This is a genomic window from Pseudomonas entomophila (genome assembly GCF_013523165.1).
Classification (GTDB): domain Bacteria; phylum Pseudomonadota; class Gammaproteobacteria; order Pseudomonadales; family Pseudomonadaceae; genus Aquipseudomonas; species Aquipseudomonas entomophila_A.
This window is the reverse complement of the sequence record NZ_JAAMQI010000017.1, coordinates 16820-34403: the sequence shown is the minus strand read 5'-3', so window position 1 is coordinate 34403 and position 17584 is coordinate 16820. Positions and strand designations below refer to the sequence as shown.

The 17584-nt window shown below is 65.2% G+C and carries 15 protein-coding genes; 11 read left to right on the top strand and 4 right to left on the bottom strand.

Annotated elements, in window-relative coordinates:
• Positions 1-12 precede the first annotated feature (12 nt).
• Positions 13-2298: a beta-glucosidase BglX gene (bglX, locus tag G7Z99_RS14330; RefSeq protein ID WP_181094872.1), complete on the bottom strand. Its 2286-nt coding sequence runs from the start codon at positions 2296-2298 to the stop codon at positions 13-15.
• A 186-nt stretch (positions 2299-2484) separates the two neighbouring features.
• Here bglX and G7Z99_RS14325 point away from each other — a divergent pair, with 186 nt between their 5' ends.
• The 4 genes from G7Z99_RS14325 to G7Z99_RS14310 all read left to right on the top strand — a co-directional run bounded on the left by G7Z99_RS14325 (position 2485) and on the right by G7Z99_RS14310 (position 6515).
• Positions 2485-3087, top strand: coding sequence for a LemA family protein (locus G7Z99_RS14325; protein WP_181094870.1), 603 nt, complete (start codon positions 2485-2487; stop codon positions 3085-3087).
• The gene (locus G7Z99_RS14320) at positions 3087-3857 is read left to right on the top strand and encodes a TPM domain-containing protein (protein WP_181094868.1); all 771 of its coding nucleotides are present in this window, start codon (positions 3087-3089) and stop codon (positions 3855-3857) included. The genes G7Z99_RS14325 and G7Z99_RS14320 overlap by 1 nt, the downstream gene beginning before the upstream one ends.
• A gap of 27 nt (positions 3858-3884) precedes the next feature.
• Positions 3885-4502: a TPM domain-containing protein gene (locus G7Z99_RS14315; RefSeq protein ID WP_181094866.1), complete on the top strand. Its 618-nt coding sequence runs from the start codon at positions 3885-3887 to the stop codon at positions 4500-4502.
• A gap of 780 nt (positions 4503-5282) precedes the next feature.
• Positions 5283-6515, top strand: a complete 1233-nt coding sequence (locus tag G7Z99_RS14310) for a class I SAM-dependent methyltransferase (RefSeq protein WP_181094864.1) — start codon at positions 5283-5285, stop codon at positions 6513-6515.
• Positions 6516-6523: 8 nt separating this feature from the next.
• On the opposite strand, the gene G7Z99_RS14305 is transcribed toward G7Z99_RS14310, so the two are convergent.
• Together G7Z99_RS14305 and G7Z99_RS14300 are read right to left on the bottom strand one after the other, a co-directional pair.
• On the bottom strand, positions 6524-7537 hold the full coding sequence (locus G7Z99_RS14305; protein ID WP_181094862.1) for a DUF4917 family protein: 1014 nt from the start codon (positions 7535-7537) through the stop codon (positions 6524-6526).
• An 86-nt stretch (positions 7538-7623) separates the two neighbouring features.
• Positions 7624-9828 (bottom strand): OsmC domain/YcaO domain-containing protein, encoded by a 2205-nt coding sequence (locus G7Z99_RS14300; RefSeq protein ID WP_181094860.1) that lies wholly within the window; start codon positions 9826-9828, stop codon positions 7624-7626.
• A gap of 262 nt (positions 9829-10090) precedes the next feature.
• On the opposite strand from G7Z99_RS14300, the gene G7Z99_RS14295 reads away from it, so the two are divergent.
• From G7Z99_RS14295 to G7Z99_RS14275, 5 genes are all read left to right on the top strand, one after another.
• Positions 10091-10558 carry a YsnF/AvaK domain-containing protein gene (locus G7Z99_RS14295; protein WP_181094858.1) on the top strand — a complete coding sequence of 156 codons (468 nt, stop codon included), beginning with the start codon at positions 10091-10093 and terminating at the stop codon, positions 10556-10558.
• Positions 10555-11463 carry a YsnF/AvaK domain-containing protein gene (locus G7Z99_RS14290; protein ID WP_181094856.1) on the top strand — a complete coding sequence of 303 codons (909 nt, stop codon included), beginning with the start codon at positions 10555-10557 and terminating at the stop codon, positions 11461-11463. The genes G7Z99_RS14295 and G7Z99_RS14290 overlap by 4 nt, the downstream gene beginning before the upstream one ends.
• A gap of 83 nt (positions 11464-11546) precedes the next feature.
• Positions 11547-11984 carry a DUF3597 domain-containing protein gene (locus tag G7Z99_RS14285; RefSeq protein WP_181094855.1) on the top strand — a complete coding sequence of 146 codons (438 nt, stop codon included), beginning with the start codon at positions 11547-11549 and terminating at the stop codon, positions 11982-11984.
• 208 nt (positions 11985-12192) lie between these two features.
• Positions 12193-12912 carry a TorF family putative porin gene (locus tag G7Z99_RS14280; RefSeq protein WP_181094854.1) on the top strand — a complete coding sequence of 240 codons (720 nt, stop codon included), beginning with the start codon at positions 12193-12195 and terminating at the stop codon, positions 12910-12912.
• Positions 12913-12996: 84 nt separating this feature from the next.
• Positions 12997-13176: a DUF1289 domain-containing protein gene (locus G7Z99_RS14275; RefSeq protein ID WP_181094853.1), complete on the top strand. Its 180-nt coding sequence runs from the start codon at positions 12997-12999 to the stop codon at positions 13174-13176.
• 284 nt (positions 13177-13460) lie between these two features.
• Here G7Z99_RS14275 and G7Z99_RS14270 read toward each other — a convergent pair whose 3' ends face one another.
• A complete protein-coding gene (locus G7Z99_RS14270) occupies positions 13461-15497 on the bottom strand; it encodes a TonB-dependent siderophore receptor (RefSeq protein ID WP_181094852.1) in 2037 nt (678 codons plus the stop codon).
• Positions 15498-15836: 339 nt separating this feature from the next.
• Between G7Z99_RS14270 and G7Z99_RS14265 the strand changes: the two genes are divergently transcribed.
• Both G7Z99_RS14265 and G7Z99_RS14260 read left to right on the top strand, forming a co-directional pair.
• A complete protein-coding gene (locus G7Z99_RS14265; protein ID WP_181094851.1) occupies positions 15837-16265 on the top strand; it encodes a DUF2231 domain-containing protein in 429 nt (142 codons plus the stop codon).
• Positions 16262-17557 (top strand): PQQ-dependent sugar dehydrogenase, encoded by a 1296-nt coding sequence (locus G7Z99_RS14260; RefSeq protein WP_181094850.1) that lies wholly within the window; start codon positions 16262-16264, stop codon positions 17555-17557. The genes G7Z99_RS14265 and G7Z99_RS14260 overlap by 4 nt, the downstream gene beginning before the upstream one ends.
• Positions 17558-17584: the final 27 nt, after the last annotated feature.

Genomic DNA, 17584 nt, shown 5'->3' with positions numbered 1-17584 from the left:
GCCGTGTCAGGGTCACAACAATTCGAAGCGCGCGTCGTTCACCGCCTGCGAATCGAGCCCGACCTGCACCTCGAACAGACCGGGTTCGGCCACGTGCTGCAGCTGACCGTTGTAGAACTTCAGGTCGTCGGCGTCCAGGGTGAAGGTCAGCGTCCGCGCCTCGCCGGCCTTGAGCGCCACCTTCTGGAAGTGCTTGAGCTCCTTGACCGGGCGGCTCATGGACGCCGTGGTGTCGCGCAGGTACAGCTGCACCACGGTCTCGCCCTCGCGGGCGCCGGTGTTGCGCACGGTGACCGTGGCGCTCAGGCCCTGGCCCTGCTGCACCCGGTCGGTCGACAGCGTGAGCGGGCCGAGGGCGAACCGGGTGTAGCTCAGGCCATAGCCGAACGGGTAGAGCGGGCCGTTGGGTTCGTCGAAATACTGAGACGTGTAATTGCCCGGACTGCCCGGGTTATAGGGGCGGCCAATACTCAGGTGGTTGTAGTAGGTAGGGATCTGTCCGACCGAACGGGGGAAGGTGATCGGCAGCTTGCCGGACGGGTTGTAGTCGCCGAACAGCACGTCGGCGATGGCGTGTCCTCCTTCGGTACCGCTGAACCAGGTTTCGAGCAGAGCGTCGGCCTGCTCGCGCTCCCACGCCAACGACAGCGGACGGCCGTTCATCAGCACCAGCACCAAGGGCTTGCCCGTGGCTTTCAAGGCCTTGATCAGCTCGCGTTGCACCGCTGGGATATTCAAGTTGGTCCGGCTGGACGACTCGTGCGACATGCCGCGTGATTCGCCCACTACCGCGACCACCACATCGGCCTGCCGGGCCGCCTCGACCGCTTCTTCGATCATCACCGTAGCGGGCCGTGGATCATCGACGACTTCCTTGGCATCCCAGTTGAGGAAGTTCAGGTAGTCGACGACCGCCTTGTCGTCCGTCAGGTTGGCGCCGCGCGCATGGAGCAGGCGACCCTTGCCTTGCAGGGCCTCGGTCAGCCCCTGGCGCACCGTGACCGACTGTTCGGGACGGCCAGCCGCCGCCCAGCTGCCCATCATGTCGATCGGTGCATCCGCCAAAGGCCCGACCAGTGCGACGGTGCTGTCTTTCTTCAAAGGCAAAGTCTGCCCGCGGTTTTTCAACAGCACCAGGCTGCGGCGCGCCACGTCGCGGGCGGCCTGACGGTGCAGGCGATCATCGGCGTGGACGTCCTTCGGGTCGTCCTTGGCCTGACCGATACGCAGGTAAGGGTCCTTGAACAAGCCCATCTCGTACTTGGCGCCGAGCACTTCGCGCACTGCCTGGTCCAGCTCGATTTGGGTGACTTCGCCGGCGGCCAGCAACCCTGGCAGTTCCTGGCCGTACAGCGAGTCGTTCATGCTCATGTCGACCCCGGCCTTGAGCGCCAGCCTGGCGGCTTCGCGGCCGTCGCGGGCTACCCCGTGGCGAATCAGTTCCTCGATGGCGCCGTGGTCGCTCACGGTCACCCCCTTGAAGCCCCATGACTGGCGCAGCAGGTCGTGCAACAGCCAGGTGTCGGCAGTGGCCGGCACGCCGTTGATCGAGTTCAAGGCCACCATCACGCCACCTGCCCCGGCATCGAGGCTCGCCCGATAGGGAGGGAGGTAATCGTTGTACATCTTCGGCAGGCTCATATCGACCGTGTTGTAGTCGCGCCCACCCTCGACGGCACCGTACAGGGCAAAGTGCTTGACGATGGCCATGACACTGTCGGCCTGATCCGTGCCCTTGCCTTGTAACGACTGGACCAAGGTCCGGCCCATTTGAGCGGTCAGGTAGGTGTCCTCGCCGAACCCTTCGCTGGTGCGCCCCCAACGCGGGTCACGGGCGATGTCGACCATGGGCGCGAAGGTCATGTCCACGCTGTCGGCCGCTGCCTCCAGCGCCGACACACGCCCGACCTGGGCCACGGCGTCCAGGTCCCAGGTGGCGGCCAGGCCGAGGCTGATCGGGAATACGGTACGGTGGCCGTGGATCACGTCATAGGCGAAAAACATCGGGATCTTCAAACGGCTGCGCAGGGCGGCGTCCTGCATCGCGCGGTTCTCGTCGCGGGTGATCGAGTTGAAGGTGCCGCCGATGCGGCCGGCGGCGATCTCTTCGCGGATCTTTTCCCGCGGCATGTCGGCGCCGATGCTGATCAGGCGCAACTGGCCGACCTTTTCCTCGACCGTCATCTGCGCGATCAGGTGGTCGATGAAGGCTGCCTTGTCGTGAAGGTCGGGTGTCGCGGCCAGGGCTGATTGGCTGGCCAGCACGATGACCAGGCCCAGCACACGGAGATTTTTCATGAATTCTTTTCTCTGGGCCGCTGTCCCTATCCACGGCGACGGGCGCGCGATGAGAGAAGCTCAGCGACTATTGTTGTAGAGTCTGCCGGGGCTTTTTAGCCGATCGGGCCAGCCCGATCCAGCGGTTACCGGCCGATTATGCCCGATTCATGATTATTCGAGAGCGAACCAGGGAGCGTGCGCGACATGCAGATGACTCAGATCAAGTCTGTCCAGATGGTGGTGTTGCTGATGCTGGGCAGCCTGTTGGCCGGCTGCGGCATCAACAACATCCCGCAATACGATGAACAGGTCAAGGCAGCCTGGGGCCAGGTGCAGAACCAGTACCAGCGCCGTGCGGACCTCATCCCCAACCTGGTCGAGACCGTCAAGGGCTACGCCCGTCAGGAGCAGGAGACGCTGACTGCCGTGATCGAGGCGCGGGCCAAGGCCACCTCGATCCAGGTCGACGCCAGCACGCTGGACGATCCGAACAAGCTCAAGCAGTTCGAGCAGGCCCAAGGCCAGTTGACCAGTGCCCTGAGCCGCCTGATGGTGGTGTCCGAGCGCTACCCGGACCTGAAGTCCAACCAGAACTTCCTGGCCCTGCAGTCGCAGCTCGAAGGCACCGAGAACCGCATCGCCGTGGCGCGTCGCGACTTCATCACCGCCGTGCAGCAGTACAACACCGAGATCCGCACCTTCCCGGGGCGACTCTGGCACAGCGTGATGTACAGCGACCTGAAGGTGCGCGAGAGCTTCGAGGCGACCAGCGCCAACGCCGACAAGGCACCTGAAGTGAAATTCTGATGCGCCGGGCGATGGCGTTCGTCTGGCTGGCCCTGTGGCTGGTCAGTGCCAGCCTTCAGGCCGAGCCGGCGTTTCCGACGCTGACCGGCCGTGTGGTGGACACCGCCGGGTTGCTCGATGCCGCCAGCACCCAGCAACTCGACAACATGCTCAAGGCGCACGAGCAGGCGACCGGCGACCAGCTGGTGGTGGTGACCGTGCCCGACCTGGGCGGTGACAGCATCGAGGACTACGGGTATCGGCTGGGGCGACACTGGGGCATCGGCCAGAAGGGCAAGGACAACGGGGCGCTGCTGATCGTCGCCAAGCAGGAGCGGCGGCTGCGCATCGAAGTCGGGTACGGCCTGGAAGACCGGCTGACCGACGCCCAATCCTCGGTGATCATCAACAGCGTGATCACCCCGGCGTTTCGCAAGGGGGCGTTCGCCGACGGGATCGTCGCCGGGGTCAGCGCCATGCTGCAGGTGCTCGGGGGTGACCCCCTGGCCGAGCCGCAGCGGGCGGCCGATGATGCCTCCCGAGGCGAGTCGGTGCCATGGGGCGCGGGCATGGTGGTCCTGTTGTTCGTCTTCGTGCTGGTGGTGCAGGGGCTCGGCTCTGGCGGCGGCCGCGGTGGCCGTGGTGGTCGCGGCGGTGGTTTCGGCGGTGGCCTGGGCGGCGGTTTCGGCGGGGGTGGCTTCGGCGGCGGCGGCTTCGGTGGCGGTGGAGGCGGCGGCTTTGGCGGCGGCGGTGGTGGTTTCGGGGGCGGAGGTTCGTCCGGTGGCTGGTAGAACGACACTCAACGAGATGATGACGGCATGACACTGCTCAGCGAATACGAACAACGCCACGTGGCCGAAGCGATCGCCCGGGTCGAGCGCGGCACCGATGCCGAGCTGGTCACGGTCCTGGCACGACGGGCCGACGACTACGCCTACATCCCGCTGCTGTGGGCCAGCCTGGTGGCCTTGATCGTGCCGGGGGTGCTGCACTATGTGTTCGGCTGGCTGAGCGTGAACCTGCTGCTGTTGACCCAGTGGCTGACGTTCATCGTGCTGTGCCTGGTGTTTCGCCTCCCGGCCTTGACCACACGCCTGATTCCGCGCCGCGTCCGCCACTGGCGGGCCGCCAACCTGGCGCGTCGGCAGTTTCTCGAGCAGCGGCTGCACCATACGGTCGGAGGCACCGGCGTGCTGATCTTCGTCAGCGAGGCAGAGCGCTACGTCGAGATCCTGGTGGATCATGGCGTGGCCGAGCGCCTGGAGGACGGCGCCTGGGACGGGATCATCGCCCGGTTCACCGAGCAGGTGCGCCAGGGCAAGACCCTGGACGGCTTCGTCGAATGCATCGAGGCCTGCGGTGCGCTGCTGGCGGTGCACGTGCCGCTGACGCAGGCGCGGGACGAGCTGCCGAACCGGTTGGTGGTGTTGGACTGAGGCAGAGGCAGGCACGATGGGTCGAAGGGCCCGTTGCAGCCGGACGTGCGATAGAGGCGTGTCGCACAGCTTCACCGGCCTGATACAGGCAAGCGCAGTCCATCCTGTGGGAGTTCGCCCGCCGCCCCGGCGCCGCGCTGTCGCGCAGAGAACATGGCGATAGCTGGCAGTGCTCAGATGCTGTGTCGCTGATCGATTTCTGGGACCGCTTTGCGGTCCATCGCGGCACAGGGGCCGCTCCTACACCCGCCGCAGTGGCACAGGCAATCGCGGTCCCATGTGGGAGCGGCCCCTGTGCCGCGATTGGGCCCGCAGGGCCCACAAAATCCTGAAATTATTCCTTTTAAAATCAACAAGATATTTTATGTTCTATGAGAGCGGGCTTGCCCGCGATAGCGTCCGACCCATCACCGCCTGCATCGCGGGCAAGCCCGCTCCCACAGGGGGCTGAACCACGCTGCCAGAGCAGCGATGTGGTCCACATCGTGTTGGGCAAAGATGTTGAAAAGCCTGGCCCATGAAGCCCATCAACACAATCACACACCCTTACGCCAACCGCAACGCCACCCATCCGCCGGGTGCACGTCGCGATCGACAGGGCGGTGAGCAGCGCCAGCCCCCAGGCTATCCCGGCGCCATCACGGCATCCCTGTGTGCGTGCGAGAAACGGCGCGGCCCGGTGCGCCCATCGACAAAGGCTGCGCCCGGCAGCGCCCTCGACGTAGAATGCCGGCCACAGCGCTCCTGGCGCGTCATCCGTTCTTCGAGGCACCCTGTCCCATGTCCGTTACACCTGCTGCTTCCACGCCCGATGCGCGTGACCGGTTCCTGGCCCTGCTGGCCGCTGCGCTCGAAGGGCAGCGCTTGAGCAAGCTGGTCCTGGCCCGCCCCGTCGGCGCCGACGAGACCTTGCAGCGCCTCATCGCCAAGCCGGTACGGATCAAGGCGCAAGACTGCCTGTCGCTGGTCTACCGCCACCAGACCCGCGACATTACCCGCAACCTGCCGACGGCGCAGGCGCTCGCGGTCATCGCCGAGCTGTTGCCCGGCAGCTTTCGCAACGCGCACCTGTTCAGCGACGAGGGCGAGGCCCAGCTGGCCTTCAGCAAGAAAGGCAAGCCGATGCTCCAGCAACATGGCGCGCCCGTGGCCCGTGAGCAGACCTCGACCGGCCACGACCGCGAGAAGAAACGCTACCTGGACCTGTCACGCCCGTTCCTGCGCGACCTGGGCGTGACCGATGCGCAAGGGGCGCTGATCCCGTCGATGTCGCGCAAGTGGAAGCAGATCAACAAGTTCATCGAAGTCTTCGACCATGCCCTGGGCGCTGCCGCCCTGGACGCCGGGCAGCCGGTGAAGGTCGCCGATTTCGGCTCTGGCAAGGGCTACCTGACCTTCGCCATCCACGACTACCTCAGCGACCGACTGGGCCGTCAGGCGCAGGTCACAGGCGTGGAATTGCGTCAGGAGCTGGTGACGTTGTGCAACGGCGCGGCCGCGCGGCTGGACCACCCTGGCCTGGACTTTCAATGCGGGGACGTGCGCAGCGTGGTGCCTGCGGCGATCGATGTGATGATCGCCCTGCATGCCTGCGACGTGGCCACCGACTACGCGATCCACACGGGCATTCGCTGTGGCGCGACGATCATCATGTGCTCGCCGTGCTGCCACAAGCAGATCCGCCCCCAGCTGCACAGCCCCGACGTCCTGCAGCCGATGTTGCAGTACGGGCTGCACCTGGGGCAGCAGGCCGAAATGCTCACCGACGGCCTGCGGGCGTTGTACCTCGAGGCCTGTGGCTACGAGACCAAGGTCTTCGAGTTCATCTCGCTGGAACATACCAACAAGAACAAGATGATCCTGGCGGTCAAGCGCGCCCAGCCCGCCGACAATGCGGCGCAGCTGGCGCGGATCGACGACCTGAAGCGCTTCTACGGCGTGCGCGAGCACTGCCTGGAAACCCTGCTGCGCGCCGATGGCTGGCTCGCCGAGTCATCCGCAACGGCGCGCTGAAGCCGTCGTCAACGACGCGGCGTGGGCACGGCCAGGGCCAGGTCCGGCATCGTCAAAGGGTGGCTGGCGGCATCGAAGAAATGCACGGGCGTACTGGCGAGCCCGGCGAACCGCTCGCTGAAGTGGCGCTTCTGGTTGAGGACCGCCGCATCGCCCAGTGATCGCAGGCCTATGGCCAGGTGCTGGGGGCGGGCCTGGCGGATGGCCTCGAGCAGGTGCTGGTCGCCGATGTCCAGGTGCTGGCCCAGAATGCACAGCCCACGGCGCTCGCGCGCCAGCTCGCCCAGGCTTGCGCTCAGGTAGTCCGACTGACGGATGACCCGCAGCTTGTCGTCGCTCGGCCCTTCGTTGACGAACAGGGGCACTTCGCCGGGCAGGTTGACGGCGAAGCCATCGAGCAGCTCGCCGGCCCGCGCCGCACGTTGACGCGTGCTGCCATCGGGAAGCTTGAGCAGGTGCAGGCCGCCGTGCAGGTGCCACACCTGGGTGCCGTTGCCGGGTCGCTGGCGCACGTCGAAGAAGCCCTGCTCGTCGAAGCGGCTGGCGAACCCGTCAGGCGCCTGTTGTAGGGCCCAGGGCAGCAGCAGGTCGTAGTTGCTGGTGTAGACGCTGGCATAGCGCCGCAGCTCGGTGTTGAGGCGCTGCAGCGTGGCCTCGGGCAAACGCCCGAAGGGCACGTGAACCGCGCGCACGGCGTGGATCAACGCTTCCTTGATCGAATAGTAGCGATTGAGCGGTGCCGTCGAGCCGATGGCCAGGGCGGCATTGGCGCGCACCGTGGTGTTGAGCGCGCTGAGCACCGGCTCGAACAGTTCGCTGCCCAGGGACTTGAACAGGGCCTGGTCGCTGACGCCCAGCGCCTTGTGCCGGACCTGCTGGGCGTGCTCGAACAGCGAGAAATAGCCGAACGGCTTCCAGATCGCCCGGCTGGCGCCGTTGCCCAGGAGCAGGGCGTCGCACGGATGACGGTCGCTGACCTGGGCCCAACTGGGCAGGTGAGCGTCTGTAGACAGCTGTGGCATGGGGAAATCCTGCAGGCGATGAACGCGCGCACTCTACCACGTGAGGGGCGGCCGCCGGGCCGCCCGATCGGGTCGTGGCAGCCGGATCAGTCGCTCAGGCCCGCAGCGCGGGCACGGGCTGCGTGCAGCTTCTTGTAGCTGTCGATCAGGCGCAGGTGGCGGTCCAGCCCTTCGAGCTTCGAACTGGTCGGCGTCAGGCCATGGAAGCGCACGCTGCCATCGACCGACCCCAGTACCGCGTCCATGCGCGCATCACCGAACAGGCGACGGAAATTGCCTTCGAAATCGGCCATCTCCAGCTCATCGTCCAGCACCACTTCCAGCACGGCGCTCATGGCCTGGTAGAACAGGCCGCGGTCGAGCGTGTTGTCGTTGTACTGCAAGAACGCGCCGACCAGGTCCAGCGCCTCTTCGAACTGCTGCAGGGCCAGATGGATCAGCAGCTTCAGCTCGAGGATCGTCAGTTGGCCCCAGACCGTGTTGTCGTCGAACTCCACGCCGATCAGCGTGGCGATGTCGGTGTAGTCGTCCACCTCGCAGTCTTCCAGACGCTCGAGCAGCGCTTGCAGACGTGTGTCGTCCAGACGGTGCAGGTCGAGGATGTCGCCGCGAAAGGCCAGGGCCTTGTTGGTGTTGTCCCAGATCAGGTCGTCGACCGGGTAGATCTCCGAGTAGCCCGGCACCAGGATGCGACAGGCGGCAGCGCCCAGGTCTTCGTAGACCGCCATGTAGACCTCCTTGCCCAGCGCGTCGAGGATGCCGAACAGCGCGGCGGCCTGGTCGGCGGTGGACGCCTGGCCCTGCCCGGAGAAGTCCCACTCGACGAAGTCGAAGTCGGCCTTGGCGCTGAAGAAGCGCCAGGACACCACACCGCTGGAGTCGATGAAGTGCTCGACGAAGTTGTTCGGCTCGGTCAGCGCCTGGCTCTCGAAGGTCGGCCGCGGCAAGTCGTTCAGGCCCTCGAAGCTGCGGCCTTGCAGCAGTTCGGTGAGGCTGCGCTCCAGCGCCACTTCCAGGCACGGGTGGGCGCCGAACGAGGCGAACACGCCACCGGTACGCGGGTTCATCAAGGTGACGCACATGACCGGGAAGTCACCGCCGAGCGAGGCGTCCTTGACCAGCACGGGGAAGCCCTGTTCTTCGAGGCCGCGAATGCCGGCCAGGATCGAGGGGTACTTGGCCAGCACGTGTTCGGGCACATCGGGCAGGGCCAGCTCGCCTTCGAGGATTTCACGCTTGACCGCACGCTCGAAGATTTCCGACAGGCACTGCACCTGGGCTTCGACCAGCGTGTTGCCGGCGCTCATGCCATTGCTCAGGTACAGGTTCTCGATCAGGTTGGACGGGAAGTACACCGTCTCGCCATCGGATTGCCGCACGAAGGGTAGCGCGCAGATGCCACGTTCGGTGTTGCCGGAATTGGTGTCGTACAGGTGCGAGCCGCGCAGTTCGCCGTCGGGGTTGTAGATCGCCAGGCAGTGGGCGTCGAGGATCTCCTTGGGCAAGGCGTCGCGGCGACCCGGCTTGAACCAGCGCTCGTTGGGGTAGTGCACGAAGGCGGCGTTGGCGATGTCCTCGCCCCAGAACTGGTCGTTGTAGAAGAAGTTGCAGTTCAACCGTTCGATGAATTCGCCCAGCGCCGACGCCAGGGCGGCCTCCTTGCTGGCGCCCTTGCCGTTGGTGAAGCACATCGGCGACTGCGCGTCGCGCACGTGCAGCGACCAGACGTTGGGCACGATGTTGCGCCAGGAGGCGACCTCGATCTTCATGCCCAGGTCGGCGATCAGCGCCGACAGGTTGGCGATGGTCTGCTCCAGCGGCAGGTCCTTGCCCAGCACCTCGGTGCGGCCTGACGCATCGAGGGCCGGCATCAGCAGGGCCTGGGCATCGGCATCGAGGTCGTCGACCGCTTCGATGACGAACGCGGGACCAGTCTGCACGACCTTCTTGACCGTGCAGCGGTCGATGGAGCGCAGGATGCCCTGGCGGTCCTTGTCCGACAGGTCCGCCGGCAACTCGACCTGGATCTTGAAGATCTGCTGGTAGCGGTTCTCGGGGTCGACGATGTTGTTCTGCGACAGACGGATGTTGTCGGTCGGAATGTCGCGGCTCTGGCAGTACAGCTTGACGAAGTACGCCGCGCACAGCGCCGAGGAGGCCAGGAAATAGTCGAACGGGCCTGGCGCGGAGCCATCGCCCTTGTAGCGAATCGGCTGGTCGGCCACCACCGTGAAATCGTCGAACTTGGCTTCAAGTCGCAGGTTGTCGAGGAAGTTGACTTTGATTTCCATTGCGGGGGGCACCGTGAGCACGAGTGAAACGAAAAGGCATGACGCGGCCGACACTCAGGAGGAGGGCGCAGGCCACGAAGAGAACCGTAGAAGAACGACAGGCCGGCATTATCCGGGTTTTGCCTGGCAAAGTCTTGCCTTGCCCGGCGGCCGACCCGCCGACCATTCGTCGGCCGAGCAGGGCAATTCGGTTGAACCGAGGTGCATTCGCGTCACTCAGGTTAAGGGTAACCCATGAGATTTCGAGGACACGCGTTGCGTCATGGACACCCGACCTGATCACCACGAAGCGTCCATTCCCGTGCTGGAAGAAGCAGCCAGCCTGTCGAAGCGCACTGTCGTCACGGGTATCACCACCGTGGACAAACAGGTGCATTCGCATGAACAGGTGGTTCGCGACACCCTGCGCAAGGAAGGGGCTTCGGTCGAGCGCGTCGCCAAAGGCACGCCGGTGGACCGGGACCATCCGCCACAGACGCGTGTCGAGGACGGTGTGACCATCATTCCTGTACTCGAAGAAGTCCTCGTCGTCGAAAAACGCCTGGTGCTCAAGGAAGAGCTGCATATCCGGCCTTTCGTCGAAGACGTCCCGTTCCAACAGACGGTCAGCCTGCGCCGTGAAGACATCGTGCTCACGCACCGCAACGCGCCGACCGACGACCCGCAAGGCGACACTCCTGCCGCTGCCCGGACCCCCAGTTCCATTACCCGCAAAGAGAGAGACGCATGACTCATACACTCGTTGCCGCTTTCGACACCCTGACCGAAGCCCAGGCCGCCAAGCGCGATCTGCTGGCCCAACACGTGCTCGAGAGCAATATCGAACTGTCGTCTTCTGAATTGCATGCCGCCGAAGGGCGTGCCGACGATCCTGCTCATCATGAGTCCTTCGGCGAGAAGGTCAGCCATTTCTTCAGCTCCCTGTTCGGCACCGATGAACACGATGCCAACAAGCCGCACCGCTATGCCACCGCCTACCCCGAACTGTCCCGCCGCGGCGCTGCCGTGCTGACCGTGACGGTCATGAGCGACGAGCAGGCCGACAAGGCCGAGGAGATTCTCGAGCGCAATGGTGCCATCGACGTCGATGAGCGTGTCGCTGGCTGGAGCCGCGAAAACACAGGCGCCACGACGCACGTCGCCGGCACCCACCTGGGCGCCGACCGCGCCGATGTCGTGGACCGCAGCCTCGACACTGCCGGCCTCGACACTGCCACGGGCCGCACGTCGATCCCGGTGATCGAGGAAGACCTGCGCGTCGGCAAGCGCGAAGTCGCCACCGGCCGTGTTCGCGTGGTCTCGCGCCTCAGCGAGCGTCCTGTCGAAGAGACGGTCAACCTGCACGAGGAACACGCCCACATCGAACGTCGCCCGGTGGACCGTCCGGCCACTGCAGCCGACCTGGACGGCTTCAAGGCCGGCTCGATCGAGATCCAGGAAACCGCCGAGCAGGCCGTGGTCGAGAAATCGGCACGCGTGGTGGAGGAGGTCAGCGTGGGCAAGCAGTCCAGCGACCATCAGGAAACCATCCGTGACACGGTTCGTCGCACCGATGTCGAGGTCCAGAACGATCCAGGCGCCGTACGTCGCGATGCCTCGATCACGCCACCGAACGATCCGCTCAAAGGCCGTTGATCGTAACCGGGCAACCGATGGGCCTGTGTGTCCGTCGGTCATGCCCACCGCTTGATCATTCCCTCCAGAGAAAGGAAATCGACATGAGTCTCTTCGGCACCATCCTCGAAAAACTGGGCCTGCGCAAACACGATCAGGGCACCGCACCAACGGCCAGCGACGCGTCTACCGCAGGTGGCGGCGCCGCCTCGGCAGACGCCTCCGCGTCGACCACCCCAGGGGCGACGGCCTCGGCCTCCACGCCAGCCCCGGCTGCCCTGTCACAGGTCGACGTCGCGGCCAAGCTCGATGGCCTGGCTGCCCAGAACAGCGAGAAGCTGAACTGGAAAACCTCGATCGTCGACCTGCTCAAGCTGCTGAACATCGACAGCAGCCTGACCAATCGCAAAGAGCTGGCCAAGGAACTGAACTACACCGGTTCGACCGATGACTCGGCTGCCATGAACCTGTGGCTGCACAAGGCAGTGTTGAAGAAGCTGTCGGAAAACGGCGGTCAGGTCCCTGCCGACCTGCTCGACTGATCGACCGATCGCGACGCGACGCTCATCCAGAAGGGGCGTCAAAGCGGCCGCCAGCGCGGCGGGGCCCATGCCCTGTCGGGCTGGCGGCCGTTTCGTCGAAGCTGAAACGGTGAGCCGTACGACGTGACGGCTCGACGAACGGTCATCTACCAGTGGCCGACGCAGGTATCCTCCTTCCCCTCTAGAACAGACTCTTCAGGAGACCGGCATGACCAGGCCTCTTCTGCTGGTGGCCGCCCTGGTCCTCCTCAGCCCAGGTGCCTGGGCCCAGCAGATCCAGCGGCAGTTGGGCGACTTCGACTTCAAGCTCGGTACCACCCCCTCGCGCAGCATGGCCCAAGGGTTGATTGCGCCGAGCGCCGTCAGCTCGTTCCATGGGGGGCTGGACTTCACCCACCCCAGTGGCGTGTATTTCGGCCAGTTCGCCCCGAGCATGGGCATTGCGCCGACCGCCACCTTGCAACTGGACAGCTACCTGGGCTATCGCCACCGCTTCGACACCAGCCTGGGGTACGAAGTGGGCATGATCCATTACAGCTACCCCGAAATCTCGGGCGGTGACAGCCATGCCGTGTACGGCGGCCTGTCGATGTTCGGCAGTCGCCTGGGTGGGGCGCTCAACGACAACCCGGACAACCGGACGGGGACGCTGTACGCCGACCTGGGGCAGGTGCCGCTGCTCGACATCGGCGTGACGTTCAAGGTGGCGCATCATCGGTTAGGGACGCCGTTCACCATTGGCGGTGGCGGTGAGGTCAACGCCTTCAGCGACTGGTCCCTGAAACTGTCGCGGCCTTGGCTGGGAATGGACCTGGACCTGATCTACAGCGGTTCGGACCTGAGCGGCAGCGGCTGCGACGTGTATTCGGGCATCAATGCCCAGTGCGACAGCATGGTCATGCTCAAGGCCCAGCGCAGCTTCTTCTAGCCGCGTCCTCGCTGCGGTTGAGTCGTCGGCCCGATGGCCGTGTCGAAGCCATAGGCATGCTCGCCACTTGTGGGAGACGATGAGTTGGGCAAAGACAGCGACAACCCCTGTACCTCGAACTGCAAGGTCCGTGACGGCGTCTGTACCGGGTGCGGGCGGCTGAAGGACGAGATCCGTGAGTGGAAGCGCCTGAAGAAGGGCGAGCGCGCCGAGGTGGTCAAGCAGGCCAAGGCTCGCCTGAAGGCGTTGAAGAAAAAGAAGTGATCCGCCTGGCTGGCGAGGGCGCCTGCACTGCCGCCATCGCGGGCAAGCCTGCTCCCACAGGGCGCGCCGACTGCCGTCATCGCCGACAAGGGAGTGCGTTGATCTATCAGAGCATTGATGCAGTCCAGACCCCCACGACCATGCCGCGGTAAGGCCGGCCACCACGGACCTGTGGGAGCGGGCTTGCCCACGATAGCGTCCGGCCCGTCGCCGCCTGCATGGCTGGCAAGCCCCATAGAAGCCAACGCCGTCGACAGCGTCGGCGCCTCCAAGTCCTGGCGCCTTCAGTAGGTCCAGGTCACCGATGCCGTCAGATTACGCGGTGCCCCGTAGTTCGAGCTGCTGCCGGTCTGCAGCGATTGCAGGTACTTGCGGTCGGTGACGTTGTTGAGGTTCAGCGACGTGCTCCAGTGATCGTCGATGTCGTAGGTGGTCATCAGGTCCAGCAAGGCGTAGGCCTCCTGGCGCGCTTCATGATACGTGTCGCTGCGCACGGCGCTCTGCCAGCTCAAACGGCCACCGACCTTGACCTGCGGCAGGGTCGGCAGGCGGTAGGTGAGCAGGCTGCGCAGGCTATGGCTGGGGACGAACTGACGCGCCTTGTCGCCCTCCGGGTCCTCGATCCGTACGTAGGTGTAGCCGGCCAGCACGTTCAGCCCAGGCAGCAGTTCGCCCGAGGCCTCCAGCTCGATGCCGTGGCTCTTGTAGTCCACACCTTCGTACAGGTAGCGATTGCCCTCGTACACCGGATTGGCGGCGACGTTCTCCTGACGGGTCTTGAACAGCGCGGCGGACAGGTCCAGGCGCTGGTCCATGAGACTGCCCTTGATGCCGACCTCGGCGCTGGTGCCTTCCAGAGGGTCGAGCAATCCGCCATCCAGGCCTGCCTCGTACTGCGGGCTGAAGATCTGCGTCCAGCTGCCATACACTGCCCATTGCGGGGTCAGGTCATACACCAGACCGGTGTACGGGGTGACCTTGCCGTGCTCGCGGGTGTAGTGCGAGCTGCCGTAGCTGTCGCCTTCGCCGTCGGCGCTGAGCATCCGTGCGCCGAGGATCCAGTGCAGGTCGTCGATCACGCTGAAGCGGGCCCCGGCGTACAGGCTCTTCTGGCGGTCGGTGAAGTTCTGGGTATTGGCTTCGCTGGTATAGGCCAAGGAGGGTCGAAGGATGCGGCCGGCCAGCGCTTCGGAGAAGGACGAGTCGAAATAGCCGTCCTCACTGACGTTGTAGCCGCGTTCCGTGTGGTGTGTACGCCCATAGTTAGCGCCCAGGGTCAGCTCGTGATCTCGGCCCAGCAGCGTGAACGGCCCGGAGAGCTGCGCCTCGCCGATCAACTGATGCTCGTCGCTGGTGGTGTCGCTGGCGTACGAGGTCGCAGCGTCGCCGACCACGTTGTACAGGTAGAACATGTTGGTGTCCTGCTTCTGCGAGACACCGGTCACCGTCAGTTTGCCGTTCCAGCCGTTGCCGAACGCGTGGGTCAGCTCGGCGAACGCCCGTTGCGTGTGCAGGTTCCAGTAGGTCCAGGGCTGGCCCACGCTGGTGCTGCGGCTGCTGTAGTGAAGGGCCCGGCCGCTGGCATCGACCAGGGGCAGGTTGCCCCAGCTGCTGCCATTGGCATCGCTGTTGTGCTGGGAGAAACCCACGGTCAGGGTATCGGCGTCGGAAAGGTCGAACGCCAGCAGCCCGGCGGCCACGTTCAGCTCGTGGCCATAGCGATCCAGGTAGGAATTGCCTTTGTCATGGGCATAGATGAAGCGCCCACGCACGTTCCCGCTGTCGGTGAGCGGGCCGGACACGTCGGCGGCGATGCGCCGGTTGTCCCAGGCACCGGCGCTGACACCGATCGAGGCCTGGGGCGTGAGGGTAGGGCGCTTGCGCACGAAGTTGACCGTGGCCGACGGGTTGCCCGTGCCGCTCATCAAGCCATTGGCGCCGTGCAGCACGTCGATCTGCTCGTATTCGGCCAGGTCCTGCGCGCCGATCAGGGTCGTCGCCGCGAACGGCATGCCCATGCCGTCGTACTCAAACGTATCGATGGTGAAGCCACGCGAGGTGAAGATCGTGCGATCGGTTTCGATCTGCTCGACCGTGACCGATGGCGCGGCACGCAGGGCCTGCCTGACGTCGTTGATGCGAAAGTCATCGATCTGCTCGCGCGTCAAGGTGGTCACCGCCTGCGGCGTTTCCTGCTTGGACAACCCCAGGCGGGTGGTGCTGCTGGCGGTCCGGCCTTGATAGCCCTTGCTCAAGCCGCCGTCGGCTTCACTGTTGCTTTCGACCTGAATGTTGGGCAGGACCACTTCGGTAGCGGCCATGAGGGACGGGGGGTGGCTACAGACACCGGCAAGCAGTACGAGGGCAGAAAAACGAGGGTTCAAGGGAGCCTGTTCCTGAGTCGAGCGAAAGGACGCGAGTGAAGCGCGTTCGCAAATGAGAATTCAACGCAGATAATATCAATTCTTTTATATTGTTTTCACAATTTGTTAACAAAATTTTCCCCCGCGCGACGGGCCCGATGAGTCTGAGCAAGGGCGGACGGTGAACTAAAGCTGTCAAGGTGCAATCACTTTCTCTGCAACGTCCGCGCGACCCTGATGGCCCAGCGTATCCACGTCAAGCCGTGATCCAGGTCGCTGAACCCTGAGGAGACCGCCGTGACCGCAACTGCCTACCCCCTTCATCGCTGCCGGCCCGGGCCGCTGCATGCGATCCTGCTCGCAGGCGCCGTACCGCTGTTTCTGGGCGCGCTGCTCAGCGACATCGCCTATGCCAAGACCTACCAGATCCAGTGGAGCAACTTCGCGTCGTGGCTGATCGCAGGCGGCTTGCTCTTCGCCGGGCTGGCATTGCTGTTCGCGCTGGTCAACCTGGTGCGCGCCGAGCGCAAGGGCGGTCGCCCGGCGCTGTACTTCGTGCTGCTGCTGGTCACGTGGGTGCTGGGCCTGGTCGGTGCGTTCGAGCATGCCAAGGACGCCTGGGCGATGATGCCCTCGGGCCTCGTCCTGTCCGCCATCGTGGCCCTGTTGTCGCTGATCACGGCCTGGATCGGCCTGACCGGCCTGCGTTCGGAGGAGGTGGTATGAAATCGACCCATGCATTGACGGCCTTGAGCATGGCCCTGCTGCTGAGCGGCTGTGGCGACACCGACCCCGACAAGACCCAGGCTCGCGGCCCGGACCCGAAACTGCCCGAACAGCAGCGCGGCCTGCTGCCGAGCATGAAGATCGCCGAGCCGAGTGCCTGGGGCGATCGTACCCCCACGGTGCCGGAAGGCTACGCGGTCACGGCGATCGCCAAGGACCTGAAGATTCCGCGTCAGACCCTGGTGCTGCCCAACGGCGACATCCTGGTCGCCGAAGGCCGCGGTGGCAATGCCGCCAAGCTCAAGCCCAAGGATGTGATCGCCGGCTACATCAAGGCCAAGGGCAATACCCAGGTCAAGGGTGGCAACCGTCTGACGCTGCTGCGTGACGCTGATGGCGACGGGCGCTACGAGGTGCAGACGGTGTTCGCCGAGAACCTCAACGCGCCCTATGGCCTGGCCCTGGCCAACGGCAAGCTGTACGTCGCCAATCAGGATGCCCTGGTGACCTTCGCCTATACCGAGGGGCAGACCCAGGCCAGTGGTGCGCCGGTCACGCTCACCGAACTGCCGTCGCAGATCAACCACCACTGGACCAAGTCCCTGGCCGTCAGTGACGACGGTCGCTTCCTGTACGTGGGCATCGGCTCGAACAGCAACATCACCGAGCGCGGCATGGAAGCCGAAGTGGACCGTGCGGTCGTCTGGCAGATCGATGCCCAGACCGGGGCGCACAAGCCCTACGTGACCGGGATCCGCAACCCTACGGCGCTGACCATTCAGCCCGGCACCGGCCAGGTCTGGGCAGTGGTCAACGAACGCGACGAACTGGGGCCGGACCTGGTGCCGGACTACCTCAGCTCGCTGACAGAAGGCGCCTTCTACGGCTGGCCCTACAGCTACTGGGGCCAGAACGTCGACCCGCGCGCCCAGCCGCAGGACCCGGCCAAGGTCGCCGCGGCCATCAAGCCGGACTACAGCCTGGGCTCGCACGTGGCCGCACTGGGCGTCGACTTTTCGCTGCCGGCCATGGGCGAGCGCTTCGCCGACGGTGTGTTCGTCGGCGAGCACGGCAGCTGGAACCGATCCGATCCGGTGGGTTACAAGGTCATCTTCGTGCCGTTCCGCGACGGCAAGCCGGCCGGTGAACCGGTCGACTTCGCCACGGGCTTCCGTGACGACGATGGCAAGACCCGTGGCCGCCCGGTCGGGGTGACCGTGGACCCGAAAGGTGCGCTGATCATCGCCGACGACCTGGCCAACACGGTCTGGCGGGTGACGCGCACCCCGTGAGGCAAAAGGCTGTCCGGCCCAGGCCGG